The sequence below is a fragment of the Fangia hongkongensis FSC776 = DSM 21703 genome, assembly GCF_000379445.1.
GTDB lineage: Bacteria > Pseudomonadota > Gammaproteobacteria > Francisellales > Francisellaceae > Fangia > Fangia hongkongensis.
This window is the reverse complement of the sequence record NZ_KB902272.1, coordinates 25,071-47,457: the sequence shown is the minus strand read 5'-3', so window position 1 is coordinate 47,457 and position 22,387 is coordinate 25,071. Positions and strand designations below refer to the sequence as shown.

Annotated in this window: 20 protein-coding genes; 11 read left to right on the top strand and 9 right to left on the bottom strand. The window is 38.6% G+C overall.

The window, feature by feature from the left end; all coding sequences use genetic code 11:
* Nucleotides 1–42: 42 nt before the first annotated feature.
* A complete protein-coding gene (locus A37Q_RS0111660) occupies nucleotides 43–1,482 on the bottom strand; it encodes an SGNH/GDSL hydrolase family protein (protein ID WP_026196681.1) in 1,440 nt (479 codons plus the stop codon).
* Between the two features lie 303 nt (nucleotides 1,483–1,785).
* Between A37Q_RS0111660 and trxA the strand changes: the two genes are divergently transcribed.
* The 4 genes from trxA (at nucleotide 1,786) to mutM (ending at nucleotide 4,766) form a co-directional block, all read left to right on the top strand.
* Entirely contained in the window at nucleotides 1,786–2,103 is a 318-nt protein-coding gene (gene trxA, locus A37Q_RS0111655) for a thioredoxin (RefSeq protein ID WP_018300455.1), read from the top strand.
* Nucleotides 2,104–2,202: 99 nt separating this feature from the next.
* Nucleotides 2,203–3,462 carry a transcription termination factor Rho gene (gene rho, locus A37Q_RS0111650; protein ID WP_018300454.1) on the top strand — a complete coding sequence of 420 codons (1,260 nt, stop codon included), beginning with the start codon at nucleotides 2,203–2,205 and terminating at the stop codon, nucleotides 3,460–3,462.
* Nucleotides 3,463–3,634: 172 nt separating this feature from the next.
* Nucleotides 3,635–3,928, top strand: a complete 294-nt coding sequence (locus A37Q_RS0111640; RefSeq protein ID WP_018300453.1) for a DUF2845 domain-containing protein — start codon at nucleotides 3,635–3,637, stop codon at nucleotides 3,926–3,928.
* On the top strand, nucleotides 3,921–4,766 hold the full coding sequence (gene mutM / locus A37Q_RS0111635; protein ID WP_018300452.1) for a bifunctional DNA-formamidopyrimidine glycosylase/DNA-(apurinic or apyrimidinic site) lyase: 846 nt from the start codon (nucleotides 3,921–3,923) through the stop codon (nucleotides 4,764–4,766). Before A37Q_RS0111640 ends, mutM begins: the two co-directional genes overlap by 8 nt.
* 63 nt (nucleotides 4,767–4,829) lie before the next feature.
* On the opposite strand, the gene pdxT is transcribed toward mutM, so the two are convergent.
* Together pdxT and pdxS are read right to left on the bottom strand one after the other, a co-directional pair.
* Nucleotides 4,830–5,384, bottom strand: a complete 555-nt coding sequence (pdxT, locus tag A37Q_RS0111630; protein ID WP_018300451.1) for a pyridoxal 5'-phosphate synthase glutaminase subunit PdxT — start codon at nucleotides 5,382–5,384, stop codon at nucleotides 4,830–4,832.
* The gene (gene pdxS, locus A37Q_RS0111625) at nucleotides 5,385–6,266 is read right to left on the bottom strand and encodes a pyridoxal 5'-phosphate synthase lyase subunit PdxS (RefSeq protein WP_018300450.1); all 882 of its coding nucleotides are present in this window, start codon (nucleotides 6,264–6,266) and stop codon (nucleotides 5,385–5,387) included.
* A 315-nt stretch (nucleotides 6,267–6,581) separates the two neighbouring features.
* Between pdxS and A37Q_RS0111620 the strand changes: the two genes are divergently transcribed.
* Both A37Q_RS0111620 and A37Q_RS15375 read left to right on the top strand, forming a co-directional pair.
* Nucleotides 6,582–8,171 carry an FMN-binding glutamate synthase family protein gene (locus A37Q_RS0111620; RefSeq protein WP_018300449.1) on the top strand — a complete coding sequence of 530 codons (1,590 nt, stop codon included), beginning with the start codon at nucleotides 6,582–6,584 and terminating at the stop codon, nucleotides 8,169–8,171.
* Nucleotides 8,172–8,377: 206 nt separating this feature from the next.
* Nucleotides 8,378–9,736, top strand: coding sequence for a S53 family peptidase (locus A37Q_RS15375; RefSeq protein WP_018300448.1), 1,359 nt, complete (start codon nucleotides 8,378–8,380; stop codon nucleotides 9,734–9,736).
* A gap of 19 nt (nucleotides 9,737–9,755) precedes the next feature.
* Here A37Q_RS15375 and A37Q_RS0111610 read toward each other — a convergent pair whose 3' ends face one another.
* Nucleotides 9,756–11,939, bottom strand: coding sequence for an AMP-binding protein (locus tag A37Q_RS0111610; RefSeq protein WP_018300447.1), 2,184 nt, complete (start codon nucleotides 11,937–11,939; stop codon nucleotides 9,756–9,758).
* A gap of 178 nt (nucleotides 11,940–12,117) precedes the next feature.
* On the opposite strand from A37Q_RS0111610, the gene rpiA reads away from it, so the two are divergent.
* On the top strand, nucleotides 12,118–12,801 hold the full coding sequence (rpiA, locus tag A37Q_RS0111605; RefSeq protein WP_018300446.1) for a ribose-5-phosphate isomerase RpiA: 684 nt from the start codon (nucleotides 12,118–12,120) through the stop codon (nucleotides 12,799–12,801).
* A gap of 113 nt (nucleotides 12,802–12,914) precedes the next feature.
* Here the strand turns inward: rpiA and A37Q_RS0111600 are convergent, their stop codons facing one another.
* The 3 genes from A37Q_RS0111600 to A37Q_RS0111590 all read right to left on the bottom strand — a co-directional run bounded on the left by A37Q_RS0111600 (nucleotide 12,915) and on the right by A37Q_RS0111590 (nucleotide 15,670).
* Nucleotides 12,915–13,871: a DNA-directed RNA polymerase subunit alpha gene (locus tag A37Q_RS0111600; RefSeq protein WP_018300445.1), complete on the bottom strand. Its 957-nt coding sequence runs from the start codon at nucleotides 13,869–13,871 to the stop codon at nucleotides 12,915–12,917.
* A gap of 108 nt (nucleotides 13,872–13,979) precedes the next feature.
* Nucleotides 13,980–15,320: a dihydropteroate synthase gene (gene folP, locus A37Q_RS0111595; RefSeq protein WP_018300444.1), complete on the bottom strand. Its 1,341-nt coding sequence runs from the start codon at nucleotides 15,318–15,320 to the stop codon at nucleotides 13,980–13,982.
* Entirely contained in the window at nucleotides 15,308–15,670 is a 363-nt protein-coding gene (locus A37Q_RS0111590) for a dihydroneopterin aldolase (protein ID WP_018300443.1), read from the bottom strand. The genes folP and A37Q_RS0111590 overlap by 13 nt, the downstream gene beginning before the upstream one ends.
* A gap of 30 nt (nucleotides 15,671–15,700) precedes the next feature.
* Between A37Q_RS0111590 and dacB the strand changes: the two genes are divergently transcribed.
* Together dacB and A37Q_RS0111580 are read left to right on the top strand one after the other, a co-directional pair.
* A complete protein-coding gene (gene dacB, locus A37Q_RS0111585; RefSeq protein ID WP_018300442.1) occupies nucleotides 15,701–17,167 on the top strand; it encodes a D-alanyl-D-alanine carboxypeptidase/D-alanyl-D-alanine endopeptidase in 1,467 nt (488 codons plus the stop codon).
* A gap of 290 nt (nucleotides 17,168–17,457) precedes the next feature.
* Nucleotides 17,458–18,651: a multidrug effflux MFS transporter gene (locus A37Q_RS0111580; RefSeq protein WP_018300441.1), complete on the top strand. Its 1,194-nt coding sequence runs from the start codon at nucleotides 17,458–17,460 to the stop codon at nucleotides 18,649–18,651.
* Here the strand turns inward: A37Q_RS0111580 and udk are convergent.
* Together udk and kdsA are read right to left on the bottom strand one after the other, a co-directional pair.
* Nucleotides 18,648–19,295, bottom strand: coding sequence for a uridine kinase (gene udk / locus A37Q_RS0111575; RefSeq protein ID WP_018300440.1), 648 nt, complete (start codon nucleotides 19,293–19,295; stop codon nucleotides 18,648–18,650). The two genes, A37Q_RS0111580 and udk, sit on opposite strands and share 4 nt — an antisense overlap.
* Before the next feature lie 92 nt (nucleotides 19,296–19,387).
* Nucleotides 19,388–20,221 (bottom strand): 3-deoxy-8-phosphooctulonate synthase, encoded by an 834-nt coding sequence (kdsA, locus tag A37Q_RS0111570; RefSeq protein WP_018300439.1) that lies wholly within the window; start codon nucleotides 20,219–20,221, stop codon nucleotides 19,388–19,390.
* Nucleotides 20,222–20,397: 176 nt separating this feature from the next.
* Between kdsA and A37Q_RS0111565 the strand changes: the two genes are divergently transcribed.
* Nucleotides 20,398–20,967, top strand: a complete 570-nt coding sequence (locus A37Q_RS0111565; protein ID WP_018300438.1) for a cob(I)yrinic acid a,c-diamide adenosyltransferase — start codon at nucleotides 20,398–20,400, stop codon at nucleotides 20,965–20,967.
* Between the two features lie 8 nt (nucleotides 20,968–20,975).
* The gene (gene trkA, locus A37Q_RS0111560) at nucleotides 20,976–22,349 is read left to right on the top strand and encodes a Trk system potassium transporter TrkA (RefSeq protein WP_018300437.1); all 1,374 of its coding nucleotides are present in this window, start codon (nucleotides 20,976–20,978) and stop codon (nucleotides 22,347–22,349) included.
* Nucleotides 22,350–22,387 lie beyond the last annotated feature (38 nt).

Here is a 22,387-nt window from a genome sequence, read left to right as displayed (position 1 = left end):
AGACATTAAATAAATAGCGTAAATTTACGCTATTTTGATCGTTTATTGAGGCGTGTATAAGTTTTCTATCGCTTGATAGACATAGTTACGTATAATCTGGTGGACCGTTGTTGTTGGATGAACCCCATCTTCAAACACATAACCAGTTAATTTGCTTGTCTCTGGAATACAGTTAATCGCTGAATCTGTAAGCTTAGCACAGGCTGCGCTTGTGACATTAGTGAAAGTATATTCCTTACCGAAGCTTGTAATAGACTTGTCCGCAACAATATTAGACAGTAAGGTATAGGTGTCTATATATTGATAGGATAACCCAGATAACTTCAGTGCTCCAAGCGCTGATTGCAAAGTGGTATTATATAGCTCAGCAATAGATGACAGGGCTTTATTTTCTGGGTTTTTACCATTTTCAGTTGCACTTGGCGTCAAGCCTAAATTCGGCAAATTCAAAATAATAAACTTCCTTGCACCTTTTTGATATAAATACTCAACATCATAAGCAATATCTTTTGCTGCATTTATCGCAACCTCAGGTAGTGTATTTGGCGAGCCTTGTGCTTTTAAGATATTATTCGCACCGCCCCAAAGAATATAAATAGCACTGCTATCAGCGACATGATTATGCCCTGAGAGATAATTATCAATCTGATTATAGCTCTCAATATTTGCATCTTGGCATTTCTCCCCACTTCTACTTGGTCCTATCGGCGGCGGAGAATATATAAGCTCCCCATTCAAAGGGTTTGTGCTTGTGATTCCCGTACAGGTTGTTGTCGCACCTCCAGCAGCATAATTATTCCCTTTTTTCTCTTTAGTTGATGTCATTGTGCTTGGGACAGGATTTGTATTATTCACTTGAATAGCCTCACCCAAATAAGTTGCCAACGCCTCACTCCAAGGCATCCCCCCAGGTGTCGTAAAGGTTGGTGCTTTTGGTGTATTCGTGTTTGGTATCTTAGGCCATTGATCAGAGTATATTTTGTATAAAAGATCTTGATACCCACCATCACTTAAACTGTCTCCAAAAATATAAATAGACGGCGCCTTTTCACCATCGACATTTGTGCTGGTTGCATAAACACTCTTTCCATTTTGATCGCTAAGATTAATATATAATGTTGATTTCTTATGATAGTCTTCGCTTGAAGCTGGCGTGTAACGTATAGAAAAAGCACAGCTTTTTCCTGCCTCTATCCCATTGGCACAAGTATTATTTACCACTTGAAAGGGAGAGCTCAATCCAGATAGTTCAATATGGTAGGTGGTGCTTGTTCCAATTCCAGCAATATTATTAGCTTGTAGGCTAAGTGTATAGCTCTTTTCGGTAGTCACACCACTGCCAACTTCTGAAAAAATCACCCCATTTGTATTACTCGCTAAACTCACTGCAGCTGAGTTTGAGCTTGATGAGTCAGATCCTCCGCACCCAGCAAGCGCCATGGATAATAGAACAGTTGATAAAGACATTATTTTGATTTTCATAATCAATTACCCCGAATTTTAATATTTATAATGTGTGCTCGCGATATAGATTCGCTTTGTATTTATTCAATGAGCTTTCACCCATTTAGCTTATTCAACAAAAAGTTGTTATATCACTTTTGTATGAAATTGACAATTAAAGATATGTCAAAGGAAAAACAACACACTCAATTCAGCTTATCTTGGCAATAAGTAATTTATATCGCGTTTGAAATTCACCTTACCTTGATTTTCTGCTAAAATTCCTCCAAATTATACAACGCCTGCAATAGTAGGTATTAATGCAAAACTTAAGGATTTACTATGTCTTCTATTGAAAATATTACCGATCAAAACTTTGAAGAAGTAACAAATGACGGCCTTGTGCTTGTTGATTTTTGGGCACCATGGTGCGGACCGTGCAAAATGATTGCTCCTGTGTTGGATGAAATTGCCAATGAAAAAGGTGAGGCAGTTAAAATTGTTAAATTAAATGTTGATGATCACCCAGCAACACCACAAAAATTTGCTGTGCGCGGCATCCCAACTTTAATGCTATTTAAAAATGGCGAAAATGTTGAAACAAAAGTCGGCGCAGCGACAAAAGCACAACTCACTGCACTTATTGACAAATACCTATAATTCCGTTACATTCCCATTCAATCATATTCTTAACTTATACACCTTTATCCTCATGACATTGGCTGTATTCCCGTCATTTTAAATTAAAGAGAAAACTGAATGAATCTAACGGATCTAAAAAATAAGTCTATCCCTGAATTAATGGAACTCTCCCAAGCACTTGGTTTGGAAGCCACCGCCAGAGCCCGAAAGCAAGAGATTATCTTCAACATCTTAAAAGAACATGCCGATAAAGGCGAAGATATCTACGGCGAGGGCGTACTTGAGGTTTTACAGGACGGCTATGGCTTTTTGCGTTCTTCTGATACTTCTTATTTTGCCTCTCCTGATGATATTTATGTTTCCCCTACTTTTATTCGCAAATTGAATCTACGCACTGGCGATAGTATTGTTGGCAAAATTCGCCCACCTAAAGATAATGAGCGCTACTTTGCAGTTAAACATATTGATAGTGTTAACTTCGACTCACCAGAGCTTGCAAGAACCAAAGTCCTTTTTGAAAACTTGACACCTGAATATGCTAAAGAGCGCCTTTCTATGGAGATTGGCAATGGCACAAGCGAAGATATCACAGCTCGCGTCATTGATTTAGCAGCTCCTTTTGGTAAAGGACAACGTGGATTAATCGTTGCTCCGCCTAAAACAGGTAAGACGATTATGATGCAAAACATTGCCTCATCCATTGCCAAACGCTACCCTGAATGCTATTTGATTGTCCTTTTAATTGATGAAAGACCTGAGGAAGTAACAGAAATGCAGCGCTCTGTGCGTGGAGAAGTAGTTGCCAGCACATTTGATGAGCCTGCAGCAAGGCATGTGCAGTTAGCTGAAATTGTTATTGAAAAGGCCAAGCGCCTTGTTGAGCACAAGCAAGATGTCGTTATCTTGCTTGATTCAATTACACGTCTAGCACGTGCATACAATACTGTCTCTCCTGCCTCGGGACGGGTATTATCAGGTGGTGTTGAAGCCAACGCACTTCAAAAACCAAAGCGCTTTTTTGGTGCGGCAAGAAATACTGCTGAAGGTGGTAGCTTAACGATCATTGCGACAGCACTTGTAGAAACTGGCTCGAAAATGGATGAGGTTATTTTTGAGGAGTTTAAAGGAACAGGAAACATGGAGCTTCACCTTGATCGCAAGATCTCAGAGAAACGTGTTTACCCTGCAATTAGTTTTGCACGCTCTGGTACACGTCGTGAAGAGCTACTCACCAGTCAAGAAGAGCTGCAAAAACTATGGATTTTACGTAAGATATTGCATGAAATGGAAGATACCCAAGCAATGGAGTTCTTAACCGAACGCCTGAAAAAAACTCGCTCAAACAATGAGTTTTTCAATATTATGAAGCGTGGTTAAGCGCTCATTCATTATTAATGAAATCACTACTTTCACCTGTTTTGAATAAATTTTTCTTCTATTTTTAATAGTGTTGTATTGAAAAAGCACATATTTTTTCATACGCTTGAAGATACCCTTTTCCAGCTGAAAAAGTTTTTGCTAAACCTCAAAGTAATATGGAGAGATACATATGAAAAAGATTATTCCAATTGCCCTTGCAAGCATCACATTGATTTCAACAGGATTTGCTGCAACCTCTGCAACCATTTCCTGTAATGATACCAATATCACACTTGGAATGAGTGCCGAGCAAGTACAAAAAGCCTGTGGAAAGCCATTTTCAACGCATACGCGCACTACTAAAACCTACTTAAAGTATAAGACGCTAACAGGAACTGTTGAAACAGAAACCAAAATGAAATTTGTTAATAATAAGCTTGTTTCACTTTCTTACGAGCAAGAAGACGAAGCCAAAAATGCCTGAATTACCTGAAGTTGAAACAGTTAAAAATGGTATTCAAAATCATATTCTTAATACAAAAATTCTCTCAGCAACCCCCCATCGGCAAAACTTAAGATATCCGATTGACCCTTTGCTCAAACAAAAGCTACAAGGGAGAGAAATTCTTTCAGTATCTCGCCGTGGGAAACATTTAATTCTTTCTTTGGATAACAATATATCCACCATTATTCATCTAGGGATGTCTGGCTCTTTACAAGTCAATGACTCTGATCAATATTATCATCAAAAACACGATCATATTGTGCTAAAGCTAGATAATAATACTACCCTTTTTTACAATGACCCTAGACGCTTTGGCTACTGGATTATGACTGACAATAACCCTCTTGAACATCCATGTTTTAAAAACTATGGTCCAGAGCCTTTATCTTCTGATTTTAACAGCAACTATCTGCAACAAAAATTAGCGCATAAAAAACAAAGCATTAAAACTGCGATTATGAGCAATCAAATCGTGGTAGGCGTTGGCAATATCTATGCCTGTGAGAGCTTATTTTTAGCTAAAATCCACCCCAATAAAAAAGCAAATTGTCTAACTTTGAATGATTATAATGCCTTAGTTTGTAAGATTAAAAAGACTTTAAAAAAGGCAATTGCTGAAGGTGGCACCACCTTGAAAGATTATAAAAACGCAGAAGGGAAACCGGGATATTTTTCTCAGTCATTACATGTATATGGGCGAAAAAATAAGCCATGCAAGATTTGCAACACACCTATTACAGCTGAAGTGATTGCACAACGAAACACTTTTTTTTGTCAAACCTGTCAGAGTTTAAAACTACAGTCAGACTCCAAGTAAAATATGATTTTTACTTACAGTAAAGGTATAAAAATGAAGTAGTTTTACGCATTATAGTTCAGCTCAACTAGATACTTTAAATTGCTGGCAGAAAAGCTTATGAACAAAACTACTATCCGATAACTCGGGGTGAAACGTGGCCGCAATCATCTTATTTTTTTGAATTAATACCGGCTTATTTTGATAACTGGCAAGCGTTGTGATGGAGTCATCCTTAATGCGATCAATAATTGGCGCGCGAATGAAAAAACCATCTAGCCTTATCGCTTTTCCATCCACGCAAGACTCAAGTGGAAATATGCCACTTGCTAGTTGCGGACCATAACCATTTCTAATGACATCGATATCAAACGCACCAAGTGATTGAAGCAAGATAACCCCTGCACAAGTTGCCAAAACAGGCACCTCTAGCACCCTTTTTTGTAACCTCTCCCAAAGACCATCCTTTTTCAAAAGATAGCTCATCGCGGTACTTTCACCACCTGGCAATATAAGCGCATCCACCGACTCAAGTTCAGCTAAAGTTTTGATTAATATACACTCATAGCCAAGTGATTGGATTTTCTTTTGATGTGCATGATAAGCGCCTTGAAGCGCTAAGACACCAACTGTTTTCATTTATGCATCAGCCCTGTCAGAGAATATCTCATGCGGTAAAAGTGAATCACAGTTAATTCCAGTCATTGGCGCACCTAAGTTTTCAGAAACTTTTGCCAACATATGTGGATCATTGTAATGTGTTGCTGCGCTTACAATTGCCTCTGCGCGCTTTTCAGGATTAGATGATTTAAATATCCCAGAGCCAACAAATACCGTTTCAGCACCAAGTTGCATCATCATGGCTGCATCTGCTGGTGTTGCAATGCCGCCGGCAGAGAAGTTCGGCACTGGCAGTTTACCATGTGCATGAACATATTCTACAAGATTAAATGGTGCCGCTAAGTTTTTAGCGATCGCCATAAGCTCACTTTTATCCGCTTGTTGCACTTCTTTCATTTGCTTATTGATTAAACGCATTTGCTTAACCGCTTGGATAACATCACCTGTTCCTGCTTCACCTTTTGTGCGAATAAGCGCAGCTCCCTCGCCAATTCTGCGAAGCGCTTCACCAAGATTACTACAACCGCAAACGAAAGGAACTTTAAAATCATGCTTATAGATATGATTTGCATCATCCGCTGGCGTTAAGACCTCACTTTCATCAATAAAGTCAATACCAAGCGCCTCTAAAATCTGCGCTTCAACAAAGTGACCAATACGTACCTTTGCCATAACAGGAATGCTAACAGCATCTTGAATTTCCTTAATTAAACGTGGGTCAGACATTCTGGCCACACCACCGTCTTGTCGAATATCCGCAGGTACTCTTTCCAATGCCATCACAGCAACCGCGCCAGATTTTTCAGCAATTTTAGCCTGTTCAGCTGTCACAACATCCATAATCACGCCGCCTTTTAGCATCTCAGCCAAGCCTACGTTAATTTCAAATCTTTCATTCATTTTCTTTTACTCCGGCACTTTTGTAAAATTATTATCAAAAAGGTACTGCGTATTTTACCATAGCTCGTCGTGCACGCTAAAGAAATAAATCTGTTTTATTCATTCCATCATTTTGCTATCAATAACACGCTGCCTTTATATTTTCCTAATGTACAATAGACAACATCACATCCAGAGATCATTATTTTTTGCTATCCACGCTGAAGCAAAGAGGAAGGTGCTTTCACATAATAACTGCCTGTCTTATTTGAGTTTTCCTCGCAAATCACTATCATCTGTAAATGTGACTATCTCTAAAGAAGGAAAATTACAATCATGTTTCACATTTCAGAGCGAAGAAAGTGGTATATCGGATTTGGTATTGTTCTACTCATTATCCTTGGCATCTTAACGCTATGGCATAGCATGCATATGATCGCGATATTTTTAATTTTGCTTGCACTTGTTGCCATTTATGATGTCACTCAAAAAAAGCACACTATTCTAAGAAACTTCCCTATTCTGGGTCATATGCGCTTTATTCTTGAGTTTTTCCGCCCTGAAATTCAGCAATATTTTATTGCTACAGATGAAAGTGAAAGACCCTTTGACAGACAAACCAGAACGTTAATTTATGAACGCGCTAAAGGCCTTGAAGATACCCTACCATTTGGTACAGAAAGAGACATTACCAAGCCCGGATATGAGTGGGTATTGCACTCACTCTCTCCCGTTCACCCAAAAGATGTCAACCCTCGCATTCATATTGGTAACCATCAGTGCACAAAACCCTATCTTGCATCTTGCTTGAATATCTCTGCCATGAGCTATGGAGCGCTGTCTAAAAATGCCATTATTGCGCTAAATAAAGGTGCGAAACTTGGCGGATTTTGCCACAACACAGGCGAAGGCGGCCTAACTAAATTCCATCTTCAAGGTGGTGATATTACCTTGCAAATTGGGACAGGCTATTTTGGCTTTCGTACAAAAGAAGGAAAGTTTTGTCCTGAAAAGTTTCAAAAGCAAGCGGCCCTTGATGAGATTAAAATGATCGAGATTAAACTTTCACAAGGTGCAAAGCCTGCGCATGGTGGGGTTTTACCTAAAGAGAAGCTAACCCCTGAAATTGCCAAAATCCGTGATGTGCCAATGGGAGAGGATGTCTTATCTCCGCCTGCTCACACCGCTTTTAACTCTCCAGAGACCTTATGTCAATTTATTCAAAAACTAAGAGAACTCTCCGGTGGCAAACCGATTGGATTTAAACTATGTATTGGTCGAAAAACAGAGTTTTTTGCTATTTGTAAAGCAATGATTAAAACGCAGATTTATCCTGATTTTATTACAGTTGATGGTGCCGAAGGTGGAACGGGCGCAGCACCTGAAGAGTATGTCAACTACATTGGTGTGCCGCTTGAGGATGCAATTGCATTTGTTCACAATGCACTGGTTGGCTCTGGCATTCGTGAGCATATTAAAATCATTGCCAGTGGAAAAACTGCCAATGGTTTTGATATTGTAAAAAGAATTGCCCTTGGCGCTGATTTAATTAATAGCGCTCGAGCAATGATGCTCTCTTTAGGCTGTATTCAATCAAAACAATGCGATAGAAATACCTGCCCTACTGGTGTTGCCACTCAAAATCCACGCCTGTATCGCGCACTTGATATCGATGATAAAAAAGAGCGCGTATATCGTTTTCATAAGGCTACTGTTAAAAGTTTCACAGAGATTGTGGGTGCAATGGGATTAAAAGATCCAGCAGAGCTTACCCCCTCTCGTGTTATGCGTAGAATCGATGAGCAAAGTGTTAAATCTCTTGATGAAGTCTACCACTATGTTCAAAAAGACTCCTTCCTAAATAAAGATACGCTCCCAGAGCAATATAAAAAATACTGGGAACAAGCCAATTCCAGTACTTTTTAAATAGCATACAGCTCGCTTTCAAACTGCTTCATAGCATTCAAACTTATTAAGCTCAGCGACATTTCATGTATCAAAATTGTTACACAAAGCCTCTTATGTATCAAAAATAATACTCACTGATACCATACTGAAACATACAAAGGGAAAAATATCGGCGTAAACTGGTTAATGCGTCGCTAAACAATTTAATATAGAAGAGGTTATCTATGAAAGTAAAATATATTATGCTATCTTCCGTAGCAGCAATAATGGGAATGAGCACAGCTTATGCAACAGGTGTTACCACTCACACAAATGGTGGGCGCACGAAAACAGTAAACGGTGTTGAGGTTTATGAGCCGGCATCTGATTTTTCTGGAAGCAACCAATCCCAAGCACAAGCTTCAGGTGCAACATCACTCTATAGTACAGAAAACAGTGCAAACACACAGTATGCACATACAAACATTGAGCTGGTGCAAAATGTAAAAAAGCCACAAATTGCAGTGGCAAAAACACAAGCAGTGACTGCACCTGATCCTGTACAGATTTCCAACGGTAAAAATGCTGAGACACCCGCATCATTAGCCTGTGTCTATAATTTGGTTCCCCGTCAAACGTCAGATTGTAATCCGCTTAAAGTAACAACAACATCCAATTTAGGAAAAGGACAAACAGTAGCAATTGTAGATGCTGGCAGTGACTCAAACGTACAAGCCAATCTCGATACTTACTCCAAAGAATTTAATTTACCTAGCACACAAATTCAAATCGTCCCCATGACTTCAAATATTCAGGACCTTGGATGGAGTGATGAAATTGACCTTGATGTTCAATCTGTACATGCACTTCTGCCACAGGCACATATTATCCTTGTCGAGGCAGCAAGTGCAAATGATAGTGATCTGTACGCTGCCGTTCAGAAAGCTTCAGATCTTGTATCACAAGCTGGAGGCGGTGTCGTTTCCATGAGCTGGGGCGGTCAAGAAACAAGCGCTGACAGTCAACAAGATAATGATTTTACCACGCCTAATGTTGTATATGTTGCCTCAACAGGCGATGATGGCAGGCAGTCTGGCTATCCTGCTACCTCACCCAATGTTGTTGCCGCAGGCGGCACTGCAATCGTTCGCTCAAATGCTGAGGTTTCACAAATTGCTTGGGATGATGGTGGCGGAGATCAACCTGGGAAAGGAGGTGGAAGTGGCGGCACCAGTCAATATGAACCTGAACCATCCTATCAATCATCAAACCAGCAAGTCAATTCCATTGTAAATGGGAAGCGTGGCACACCTGATATTTCGGCAAATGCCGATGAGGTAAAAAGCCCAATTGCTATTTATTCTCAAGGAAAGTGGATCGGTATTGGTGGCACCAGTGAGGCAGCCCCTCTCCTTGCTGCAATGATTGCCTCTCAAGGTGTTTCACAAAGCACAAACGCGCTACTTGGAAAGCTCTACTCAGCTCAAAATATCAATAATATTTATGATGTTACCTCTGGGGACAACCAACTTGGCGAAAGCGCAGGAAAAGGATATGATCTTGTTACAGGACTTGGTACGCCAAATGCATTAAGTGCCTTCTAAGATTTCTTTTTCTCTATGATTATGCATCAGCTTGCTTCAATAGCTCAAGTGTTAATGTTTTAGCTGCTGCAAAATCTGTTTTTCCAGAGCCAAGCTTAGGAATACTCTCTACTTTGAAAAATGCTTGAGGTTTTAAAAGGTTATTCATACCAGAAGATTTAACAAGCGATCTTAGTTCTTCTGCATCTCTATCCATAGTATATAGCAAGGAGATTTTTTCCCCTTTTTTAATATCTGGTGTTGACACTGCAAGCACTTCAGCTTCCTCATCATCAACGCCTAAAAGCTGAATAATCTCACTTTCAACAGCAGATAGGCTCACCATCTCACCGCCTAACTTAGCAAAACGAGAGTAACGATCAAGAATGGTTAAATAACCCTCTTCATCCAGTGAGCCTTTATCACCTGTTTGATACCAACGAATACGATTTCGCTTAAAAATCACCTCATCTGTTTTCTCTATATTATGCAAATACCCTTGCATAACATTCACCCCACCAAAAGTGATCATTCCGGCTTCCCCAACTGGCAACTCTTCTTTTGTATCTGGGTCAATAATCATAAATCGGCCACCCAAGACAGAGCTGCCAACTGTGCCTATTTTATTATTGATTCTGCCATCTTCATCTGGCTGATTGACTGAGGCCACAGGAGATAGCTCTGTTGTGCCATAACCTTCATAAATGACCTTATTAAACTTTTTCTCAAACATGGCTCTCACTTCAGGCAGTAACTTCTCTGCACCTGCCACAACGAAATTAAGTGACGAGAACTGCTCAGATGCTAGCTGCCTTGAGCGAGAATACATCCTAAAGAAAGTAGAAGTTCCACATAAGATAGTGGGTTTATATTTTTCTGCAAGCTCACCTAAAACTTGTGCATCTGTTGGATCTGGATGGCAAATCATAAACACCCCTTCCAGTAGTGGCAAAAGCGTTGTCGCTGTCATACCAAAGGCATGAAAAATAGGCAAGATACTTAAGATAGAATCATCTGATTTTGCGCCAAGAATAATCATTGATTGCTTAATATTACCCAAAATATTTTTATGACTCAGCATCACCCCTTTTGGTTTTCCCTCACTACCGCTACTAAACAAAATTGCGGCTGTATGCTCCGTTGAGACATGTTTTACATACTTACGAATCAAACTCTCTGCACTTGATAGCTTAACCGTTAAAAGAAACTTAATAAGCGTGAATTTATCTATTTGCTGCTTGATATCCTCTAAAAGAATAATATTACTCTGACTAAATACTTCTTCAAGAAAAAACCCTTTTTTCTTGAGTTGCTCAATAAAGCGCCCCGATGTAATAATCGTTTTGATATTGGATTCATTAATGGCTGCATCTAATGCTTTTTGCGAGGCAGTATAATTCAAATTGACAATGGTTTTACCTAAAATAAAAGCACACATCATCGCCATAGATCCGCCAACGCTAGGTGGCAAGCAGATTCCGACACGCTCTTGTTCACGAAGTAAAGGTTCAATCGTCTGTGACAATGCTAACGTGCCAACAAGCATCCGCTCAGAGCTAAGCTCAACCCCAGTAGAATCAGCAATAACTTTTTTTCCCTTTCTTGCTTTTGCCTGCTTGATCCATACCTCAGGAATGGCAGGCATAAGAGAAATATAACGCTCCCATGCATAGATATTTTTAGCTGCCAAATGATCCTTTAGCTCCTTATCTCCCATATTCTGTGAGATAGGATCAAAAAAACCCAGATGAAGCCATTGTGGTACATTTTTACCTTTGTTGTATTTAATACATTCAAACCCGCAGACTTGAAGTGGAATAATATGATGGTGTAGTTTTGCGGCTTCAGCATAATCATTTTGATCACAAAGCAAAATACCCTCTTTGGACCACGAGCCCATAAAGCGTTGCGCTAGAATATCAATGCCTGCCCTTTTTAACAAAAAACTCGTTAATTTATCAGGTGGGTTTTTGTATTCTAGAATCACTGTGACTTTTTGTTTTGCTATTTGTCTTAACAAGGTTGCTAAGAACAAATTTACTTTATTACTAATGACAATGGCAGAGGTGTTTTCTGGCACATAATTAACATGGTGAAAGTTACACATATAACGCTGACGACTTTTAACCTGCATTAAATATCTTAGTGTTTTATTGGGCCATAGAAACAAAGAGCCTAAAGCCAGCGCTATCAGAACCAAAATAACAATTAATACCACTACCATCAATCAACCTCTTTATCGTTTTATTTCATCTCATGTGCAAATTACAATATAGCAAATAATCATGCAATAGTTATCTCTCACCAATGCTTCTTTACCGTTAAGTCAATATTCTATTTGATCTTTATTGTAAAGATATGACACAATATTTCTTGCGAGAAATCATACCCAAAGAAATGTTATGTTGTTTAAAAAAAACGCTCACCCCTCTCAAGATGAAATGAAATTAAAAGTAGCACAATCAGCGCTTGAATACATTACCCCTGGCATGAATGTTGGTGTTGGAACGGGATCAACAGTGAATTACTTTATTGATGAACTGGTAAAAATAAAATCAAAAATCAACCTGACTGTTTCAAGCTCAGAAGAAAGTACACGAAGACTCAAAGCGCATGGATTTGAAGTCGTTGATCTAAATTATATTGATAAACTGGATATTTATATCGACGGCGCTGATGAGGCAAATAAATACCGAGAGCTTATCAAAGGCGGCGGCGCTGCTTTAACGCGCGAAAAGATCTGCCGAGTATCAAGTGAAAAATTTATTTGTATTATCGATCAAAGCAAATTGGTTAGACAACTTGGCAGTTTCCCACTCCCTGTAGAGGTCATTCCAGCAGCCAGAAGTTATGTGGCAAGAGAGCTTGTCAAACTAGGTGGACAGCCTGCCTATAGAGAAGGTGTGACCACTGATAATGGGAATATCATTCTTGATGTTCACAACTTTAAAATAGACAACCCTCTGCAAATGGAAAATAAAATCAACCAGATTGTTGGTGTTGTCTGTAATGGCATCTTTGCCGCAAATCCCGCCGATGTCATTCTAATGGCAACTCAAGATGGACAGATTGAAACAATATCATAACAATCTAAGCTCACACGACTAAATAGTGGATCTAATAATTAGGTTATGTGATTGATAAGATATGCAAAGATGATAACCTCATGCTATATGAGGTATTACTGATCAGTGAAATTTTATAATAAGTCTTTTGGCCAATCATCAACAATTGTGCCAAGAGAGTAGCCATATGAAGAAAGCTTCTCTTTGATTTCAGTTAATGATTTTTTACCGAAATTAGGTGTTTTCATTAACTCTGATTCTGTCTTTTGTACCAACTCACCAATATAGCGAAGATTTTCAGATTTCAAGCAGTTTGCAGAGCGAACGGTTAAATCCAACTCCTCAACTGTTTTCAATAAGAATGGATCGATTTGAGGCTCTTCCTCAACATGCATACGCTCAGCAAGTTCATCTTCATCCACAATTTCAGACATTTGCGTCTGAATCTTTTGCGCTGCCTGACTTAACGCCTCAGAAGGAGAAAGACTGCCATCTGTTTGCACATCCAACACAAGTTTATCAAGGTCTGTTTTTTGCGCTACACGTGCATTTTCAACATTATAATTGAAGCTCACAACTGGAGAAAAAGAAGCATCCAACAAGAAATAACCATTATCGAATGTTTTTTCTGTCGCACGATATCCGCTACCTGACTCGATAAGCGCGTCAATTGATAACTTTCCTTTCCCTTCATAAGCACAAATAAATACTTCTGGATTTAGGACTTCAACACCTTCACTTACTGTTAAATCTCCAGCATAAACCTCTCCAGATTTACCAGAAAGCTCAATACTTAAACTACCTTCAGTAACACCTTCATCTAGCTTAAACTCAACTGCTTGTAAGTTTAATAAAAGCTCAGGCAAACTTTCATGACAAGCAAGCTTAGCTGTCTCATCATCAACGCCATTGTTAATTTTCACTTTTGCCAACGCACTACCTGACAGTCCTTGTAGCATAATTTGCTTCAATGCGAACCCTAGTGTATAGCCAAAACCACGCTCTAATGGCTCAAGTATAATCTTTGAGCTTTTATTATTCTTGTCTTGACAATTAATATTTGTCGGGTGTAACAGATGCTCTAATGCCATGTTTTTTAATACTCATTTTTATAAATGCCACAAATTTGCCACATTCTAACAAAATTTCATCAGTAATGACTAGAAAAAAATTCCATTTTACTGCAGAAACTTGATGCACTATCCCCCAACTAAGCTTGATCGGTTCCTTTGCCAATTAGCAATAACGCTATAATTAACATTATGAACACGCAAATAATCCACCTTGGCTTGTGATAAGATATAGCTTGTTATTGCCGTTGAGAGATCTTTTTGCTCTAGCGAACGCTCTTTTACATATGGACAGATAGAGTTTTTTCTTGAATGACCTACTAAAATTGACACACTAAGCGCCGCTTTGATCTCGCTGATACTATTAAGGAGTATATTCGTTTGAAAAGGTGATTTGCCAAAACCAATACCAACATCAAAAATCATTTGATTTTGACTTATCCCCAAGTGAGCTAGCTGGCTTATCTTCTCTCTAGCAAAATGAATCACACTCTCTACTATTTTGTCTTTTTGTGGCACATACTCTCCCCCTGCTTTGCCCATTTGATGCATAAAAACATACTTTATATCAGTATTTTTAATCAACTGTGCAATCTCTTCAAGCTCGCATCCATAGACATCATTAATAATACGAACACAAGGAAAGCTAAGCGCTTTTTTTACAACGCTCGCATGATAGGTATCAATACTGATATCAATAGGAACAGGAAAAGCATTATCTTTTAAATATGTATCTAATGCCTCTAAATACGGTTTAAGTAAGCACCAAACTTCATCGGCTGTTTTTGGAGTGGCATTTGGTTTTGTACTTTCTGCACCAATATCAATCACCTCAGCGCCCTCTTCAATCATACTTTGAATTGTTTGTAAAAAACGCTTGATCGAATACGGCGTGTTTCTTGTAAGCTCACTTTCATCCTCAGAAAAAGAATCCCTAGATAAATTAATAATACCCATCACCTTACTGCCAGTCAGTGTATAAGGTGCTATTTTCAGCTCTGGCAATGCTTTTAACACCAAATACAAGTCTTTTGGATACTCTGGATGCTGCCAATTTGGTGCTATTTCCAAAAGTGGCTCTAATGCAAAGCGCCTTGTTAGTAATAACTTGTGCGGAATCACAAGCGTATCTGATTGATAGACTCGATCATCATAGCTCAAAATATCAATATCAATCTCTCTTGGTGACCAATGTAAATGATTTGGGTCTCTGCCTATTTTAGATTCAATTCTTTTTATCATCTCAAGCAAACTCTCAGGCTCAAGCATTGTTTGCACTTCTAGCGCCAAATTATAGTAATCTGAATCCCAACTATCAGGCGCACCTTCAGGTAAAAGCGCCTTTGTTTGATAAATAGAGGATATTTTTTTGATCTTACCAATATCCTTTTCAATATAGCTTGCGGCTTCTCTTAGATAATTAAGCTTATAGCCAAGGTTGCTACCAAGCCCTAAAATTACATTTGCCATTGTCTTTCCATTGTAAAACTTGCTTGATGGATATTATCAAGTGGAGGGTTTTTGTGTACTGTCAAAGAGATATCCGCAGGAAACTTAAGTCCCAACATTAAGCGATCACAAAGGACATATGCCAAATGTTCAATTAGTTGATAACGCTTTTCCTCTGCTGCTTTTAACAACGTATCATTCAACCCAGCATAGCAAATCACATCTTCTAATTGATCAGAAATACATCCCTTAGGCATCTCTAAAAATCTTATTTCAATATCAACAAGAACAAGTTGCTTTTGCTGCTGCTCAAAATCATATACACCAAGGTATACTGGCAGCTCAACTTGATTTAAATGGACTTTATACATATATTTATCAAAAACCAATGACAACCTTTTATGATTCTTGATATTATCAAGGCACATGAAAGCCCCTGCAAGCCAGAATTTAAAATTATTGTGAAAAAGATTAATATTATTTTGACCCTGATACTTGTCAGTTTTTCTATTTCCTTTGCCTCAGCACGCACGGAAATTCAGGCACTTGTTAAAAAATACCGCCTTTCGGATGCCTCTATTGGCATTGCTGCGCAGCGTGTTAACTCCGGAAAAATGCTCTATCGTTATGCTGATAATCGCTCATTTACCCCTGCTAGTAATAACAAGATATTTACAGCAATTGGGGCATTTAGTGCGTTACCAAAGAACTTTCAGTTTCAAACTGCCATTTATTACCAAAAGAGCAACTATGCTAACGGTACTTTAAACGGCAATCTATATATTGAATTTTCAGGTGATCCAAGCCTAACAGGCGCTGCGTTATATAACTTGATTTCTCGTGCCAAACAAGCTGGAATCAAGCGTGTCAATGGCAGCATTATCGTTGTAGCCAATAAATTCTCAGGCAGCTACATCCCTAAAGGCTGGTCTAAGGAAGATGCACAATACTGCTTTGCTGCACCGGCATCAACACTCAATATGAATAAAAACTGTGTTGTTTTTAAAATTGTCAAATCAGGCAGCAAAGATACGCGCATTAAAAAACTTGGCAACACCTCCAATATTACTTTTAAAAACACGGCAACCATAGCCCCTTACTCGGTCAGAAAAAGCTGCCCTTTTTCACTTGTTATGGATGATAACAACGTAATTTCTCTTACTGGATGTTTGCCTCAGCAAGCTGAATTTTACATGAATCTTGCCATTAAAAATCCTGCACTAAAAACACTTGATACCATTAAAGACTTTGTTAAAGAAGTCGGCATTCAATATACTGGTGATATTCAAATTGGAAGTTTGCCTAAGAGCAAGCTTCATCTTCTTGTTGATAATCGCTCAGAGAGTATTGATGATATGTTAACGCATATGCTTTTAAAATCAGATAACTTATATGCTGAGAGCTTTTTAAGGACGGTTGGCTATGATATTTATGGCATTGGTTCAACTGACAAAGGCACAGCGGCGGTTGAAAAAACATTGCATACAAAATATGGTGCGGATATCACAAAACTTACAATGGATGATGGCTCTGGGCTCTCTTTCTTAGATAAAGTAACCCCCAATTTTATGGTTAATCTTCTTACCAAAGCATACAATAGCCCTATTGGCAAAAAGTTCTACCGAGCATTACCAACCTCTGCCACTGACGGCACGCTTGCCTATCGCATGAATGGTCCACTTCGTGGTCGTGTGCATGCAAAAACAGGCACACTCTCTAGCGTCTTTACGCTTTCAGGTTATCTCTTAACAAAGAAAAATCATCTTGTTAGCTTTTCTATTATGTTAAATGACCTAAAAAGGAATCAGCGCAATAATGCTAGAGCTTTTCAAGATAGGGTTGTTAAGGTCTTTTATAACGAACTATAAACAGCTTTTGCCATTTTATTAGCCATAAATGCTAATCTCATGTTCCAATAGGCTATTTTTTAACGTACCATAGTTCCTCCTGTAATGATTGTAAATCATTTTACAATTGATACTACATAGATCAAAAAACACTTAAATATACAACCATTTTAAAGCTTAGCTAGTGTAGTTATGCATCACTATTAGCTCAGCATGTGGAGCAAATGACTTTTTGAGTGAATGATCGTTCAATCAGCTTAATGAACGTTAAGTTAAACAGATAAAACGCCAACATATAAGGGGAATGTTTTATGCTTGAAATGCAAGCATCAAAATCAGCAAAAGCAATCTTTGTTACGATGATATTAATTACCTCAATGCTTGGTATTTTTGTATCAGATATCTATGTTCCCTCTTTACCAAGTATTGGTGATGAGTTTGGCACCAATGCCTCTATTTTAGCCTTTAGTGTCACTTTCTATTTTATTGTTTTTGCATTTGCACAACTAATCTATGGTCCACTATCAGAGCGATTTGGACGAAGAAAAATCTTTCTCTCTGGTCTTGCCATCAGCATCTTTGGAACTTGTATTACACTTTTTAGTATCAACTTTACAATGCTGATTATCGGCAGAACCTTTGAAGCAATTGGTATGGCTGCACCCATGTCATTGGGACGTGTAATCTTACGTGATGTTATCCCAGATAAAACCTCCTATGCAAGGTTTATGTCTTTTATGGGCATCGGAACACTCTTAGCCCCTGTTTTAGCACCCATCGTGGGCGCTTTTCTGGCACATGTCTTTCACTGGCGTGCTGATTTTATATTTATTTTACTCTTAAGTGTCAGCTGTTATGTTTTATGTTATTACTTTTTAATTGAAACGCTTTTAAGCCCTTCCAAAAGGCTCTCAGCAAAGCTCTCTATCCAAACCTATATCTGGGTGATTAAAAACAAGGTATTTATTAAAAATACAACCATTTCAAGTTGTGTAATGGCATCTATTATTGCTTATTTATCACTTAGCGCTTTTTTATTCCAACAACACTTTGGTTTAAGCGAGATTAATTATGCTATCGTTTTTGCCATTGGAGAGGCATTTATCATGATTGGGATGTTTGCAAATGGCATGGCATTGAAATATATTAGCATTGAGAACTCTCAGCGCATTGGCGTAATACTTTTCTTATTCTCAAGCATCTTAATGATTATTCAAGCATTCATTTTCCCTGACAATCTTGTCTTTATCATGATTGCTGTAATGATCTTTAATTTCTCAGCAGGGGTGATATTTCCAACCAGTAGCGCACTTGCTATTGTGACATTTAAAACCCGTCTTGGCGCTGTTGGAAGCTTATATGGATGTTTGTCGATGCTGGTTGCAGGGCTTGTCGGCGGCGCTGCAATGCTTGTCCCGCTGTCAGCCATTCATTTAATTGCTATTTTATTTTTAATTACCGCAATCATTTCATTTGTCTTTTTGTTTGGGGTTAAAAATGATTAGTCATAATGCCTTAACAGCTCTTTGACTTTCGAGCGAATAATATCAATGGCAATTTTATTCTTCCCGCCCTGCGGCACAATAATATCTGCATAGCGCTTTGATGGCTCAATAAACTGTAAAAACATTGGTCTGACCGTCTCTAAATATTGAGAAACAATACTATCAACCGTGCGTCCTCTTTCTTTTTGATCACGCAATAAACGGCGGATAAATGACACATCCATCGGCGTGTCCATAAAAAGCTTAATATCCATTAAGTCTCTAAGCTCTTTATCTGTATACAACATAATCCCTTCAAGAATAAGCACGGTAGTTTGCGCACTGACAGGGTGAAACTCTCCCTTTAAGCGACTATGTGTTGAATAATCATAAATAGGCACCTGAATATCATGCCCTGCAATAAGCGACTTAAGCTGTGATTTCAAAAGCTCGTGCTCAAAAGCATCCGGATGGTCATAGTTAAGTAGCGAAAGCTCCTCTGCACTCAAATGACTATTATTACGATAATAATGATCCTCTGACAGCACCGTGACTCTTTGTGAGTCTATTTCCTCTAATTCCTCAACGATGGTGTTCGACAACAAGCTCTTTCCTGAACCTGATCCACCAACAACACCAATTATAATAAGACTTTTATTTTTCATGAACTAAAAATAGACTAGGGATTTCGTCACTATTGTAACGAATTTTATAAAAAAATCAGCAATATAATTTTGCTAAATTCAATTGTGTACGATTATAGCGTGTCTTCCAGCAATTTTGTTGATTTTACAATCTGATCAATTGCTTTAAGTTGCTGAAGTAATGGCTTCATTTTTTGAATTGGCCATGCATTCGGACCATCGCTTAATGCTTTATCTGGATTTGGGTGTGTTTCCATAAATATCCCTGAAATACCTGCGGCCATCGCAGCCCTTGCTAAAGTAGGCACAAATTCTCTTTGCCCCCCTGAAGCATGCCCTTTACCGCCTGGTAATTGCACTGAATGGGTTGCATCAAAAACAACAGGACAGCCTGTCTCTCTCATCACTGCCAATGAGCGCATATCCGAAACAAGATTATTATAACCAAAACTAGCGCCACGCTCACACATCATAATGCCTTTATTACCTGTGCTTAGCGCTTTATTGGCAACTTGTTTCATATCCCAAGGCGCAAGAAACTGCCCTTTTTTAATATTCACTGGCAAACCTTGCTCACATACTTTAACAATAAAGTTTGTTTGTCTGCACAAAAATGCAGGCGTTTGTAGCACATCAACCACAGAAGCTACTTCATTAAGTGGCGTATCTTCGTGTACATCTGTTAATACAGGCACATTGATTTGAGATTTCACTTTCTGTAAAATCTCAAGCCCTTTTTCAATGCCCGGGCCACGAAAGCTATCTATTGACGAGCGATTTGCTTTATCAAATGATGATTTATAGATAAAAGGAATATTCAAATCATCTGTGAGCTCTTTTAAATACCCTGCTGTTTCAATTGCTAGCGCTTCTGATTCAATGACACAAGGCCCTGCAATCAAAAAAAAGGGCTGATCAATACCAACATTGAAATCTAATAGTTTCATTCTATGTACCTATGAATTTAATCTGCCACTAGTGTAATCTGAGTTCTAAATATTGAAAAGGAGTTTTCAATACTTTCATCATACAGCTGCACATTAATTTCTTTGCAATTAAACCCCGAAAATAGCTTGAGTGCTGATATAATTATACTATTGACAGATTTAAATATAATCACTGTATGGGTTATCGCATCTCTAAAGTTTACACAAAAACAGGTGATCAGGGACAAACCGCACTCTCTGATAACAAGCGTATTTTCAAACATCACCCGATGGTTGAGATGATTGGGCAGATTGATAGCTTAAATGCAAGCATCGGTGTTGTTGTTGCTTTTAGTGATAACAAAAGCATCAATGAAACACTGCAACATATCCAGCATCAGCTTTTTAATATTGGAGGACATTTATCCTACCCTGAAAGCCCTTCTATATCGGATGCAGATATCAAACATCTTGAAGATATGATTGATCGATATAATGATCAGCTGCCCCCACTTAAAGAGTTTATTTTACCCGGTGGCTCGAAAGCAGCTTCGCTTTGTCATCAAGCAAGAACAACTGCGCGAGCTGTTGAGCGCTATTATGTAGAGCTGATGCAAAAAGAAATCATACAAAACAAGATGATTTTACAATACTTAAATCGCCTATCAGATCTGTTATTTGTACTTGCAAGATACTTTAACTATGATCAAAATCATATAGAAACGCTATGGGCAAGCCATAGAGTTACAACACAACAAAACGATTAGGTTCTCGCATGAAAATTATTATATTAGGCGCCGGTCAAGTGGGTAGCTCACTTGCCAAATCACTGCAAAAAGAACATGATGTCAGCGTCATTGATCAAAATGCTGTGCGCTTAAGAAGAATTCAAGATCACTTTGATGTCAGGACAATCTGCGGCTCGGCGTCCCATCCGAACATTCTAGAAGATGCTGGAGCCGGTGATGCTGATATGATCATTGCTGTAACCAACAATGATGAGGTGAATATCGTTGCCTGCCAAATCTCTTATAGCCTATTTAAAATTCCGACTAAAATTGCCAGACTTCGCAATAAAAACTATGGTAAATATCCACAGATTTTCAATAATGATAATATACCGATCGATCTTATCATCAACCCCTCAGAGTTAGTTACACAAAGGCTACTTCGACTTGTTGAACACTCAGGAAGCTTTCAAATTGTTGATTTTGCTAATGGTCGATTACAACTTGCCGGCAGCTCCATTGCTGAGAATTCACCACTTAACGGCATGACGATCAAAGAATTTCGCCAAGAGCTGCCTGATATCGATGCGCGCATTGTTGGTATTTACCGCAAAAAGAAAAATATCCTTGTCAGAGCTGATACGATCTTACAGGCACATGATGATGTATTTTTTATTGCTGAGAAAATTAATATCCCTGCGATATTAAGTGAGTTTCAACCTCAGCAAACAAAGTTTAAAAAAATCTTTATTGCCGGTGGCGGGAATATTGGCGTCGGTTTAGCTAAACGTCTTGAGAAAGATTATTTTGTTAAAATTGTTGAAAACAATTATGAAAAATGCCATCTGGCAGCTGAGGTTTTAGATCATACCACCGTTCTTTCAGGCGATGCATCAGATGCTGAGCTTCTAAATGCTGAAAGTATTGATGATACCGATTTATTCTGCGCCGTTACAAATGATGATGAAGCCAATATCATGTCAGCGATGCTTGCTAAAAAGATGGGCGCAAAAAGCACCATCGCACTTGTTAATAGCTTAAGCTATGCCCAACTGATCGATGATACTCACTCAATCGATCGGGCAATTTCCCCACAAAGAATTACCATTGGGGTGATTCAAACTTACCTCAGAAAAGGTGATATGACTAACATCTATTCGCTTTATGCAGGTCAAGCCGAGGCGATGGAAATTGTTGTTCATGGCAGTGCTGATAACTCTCCTATTGTAGGCAAAAGTATTCGTGGGCTTAATCTGCCACCACAGGTAATGATCGGCGCCATTGTTAGAGATAATCAAATTATGATTGCCCATGATGACTATATCATTGAATCAGGAGATGCCATTGTGATTATTGTCACCGATATAGACTATGTCCCAATGGTTGAAAAAATGTTTCAGGTATTACCTGTCTTTCTATAGTTTAACCGCTTTTAACACCCGCAAAATATGTTGAATAT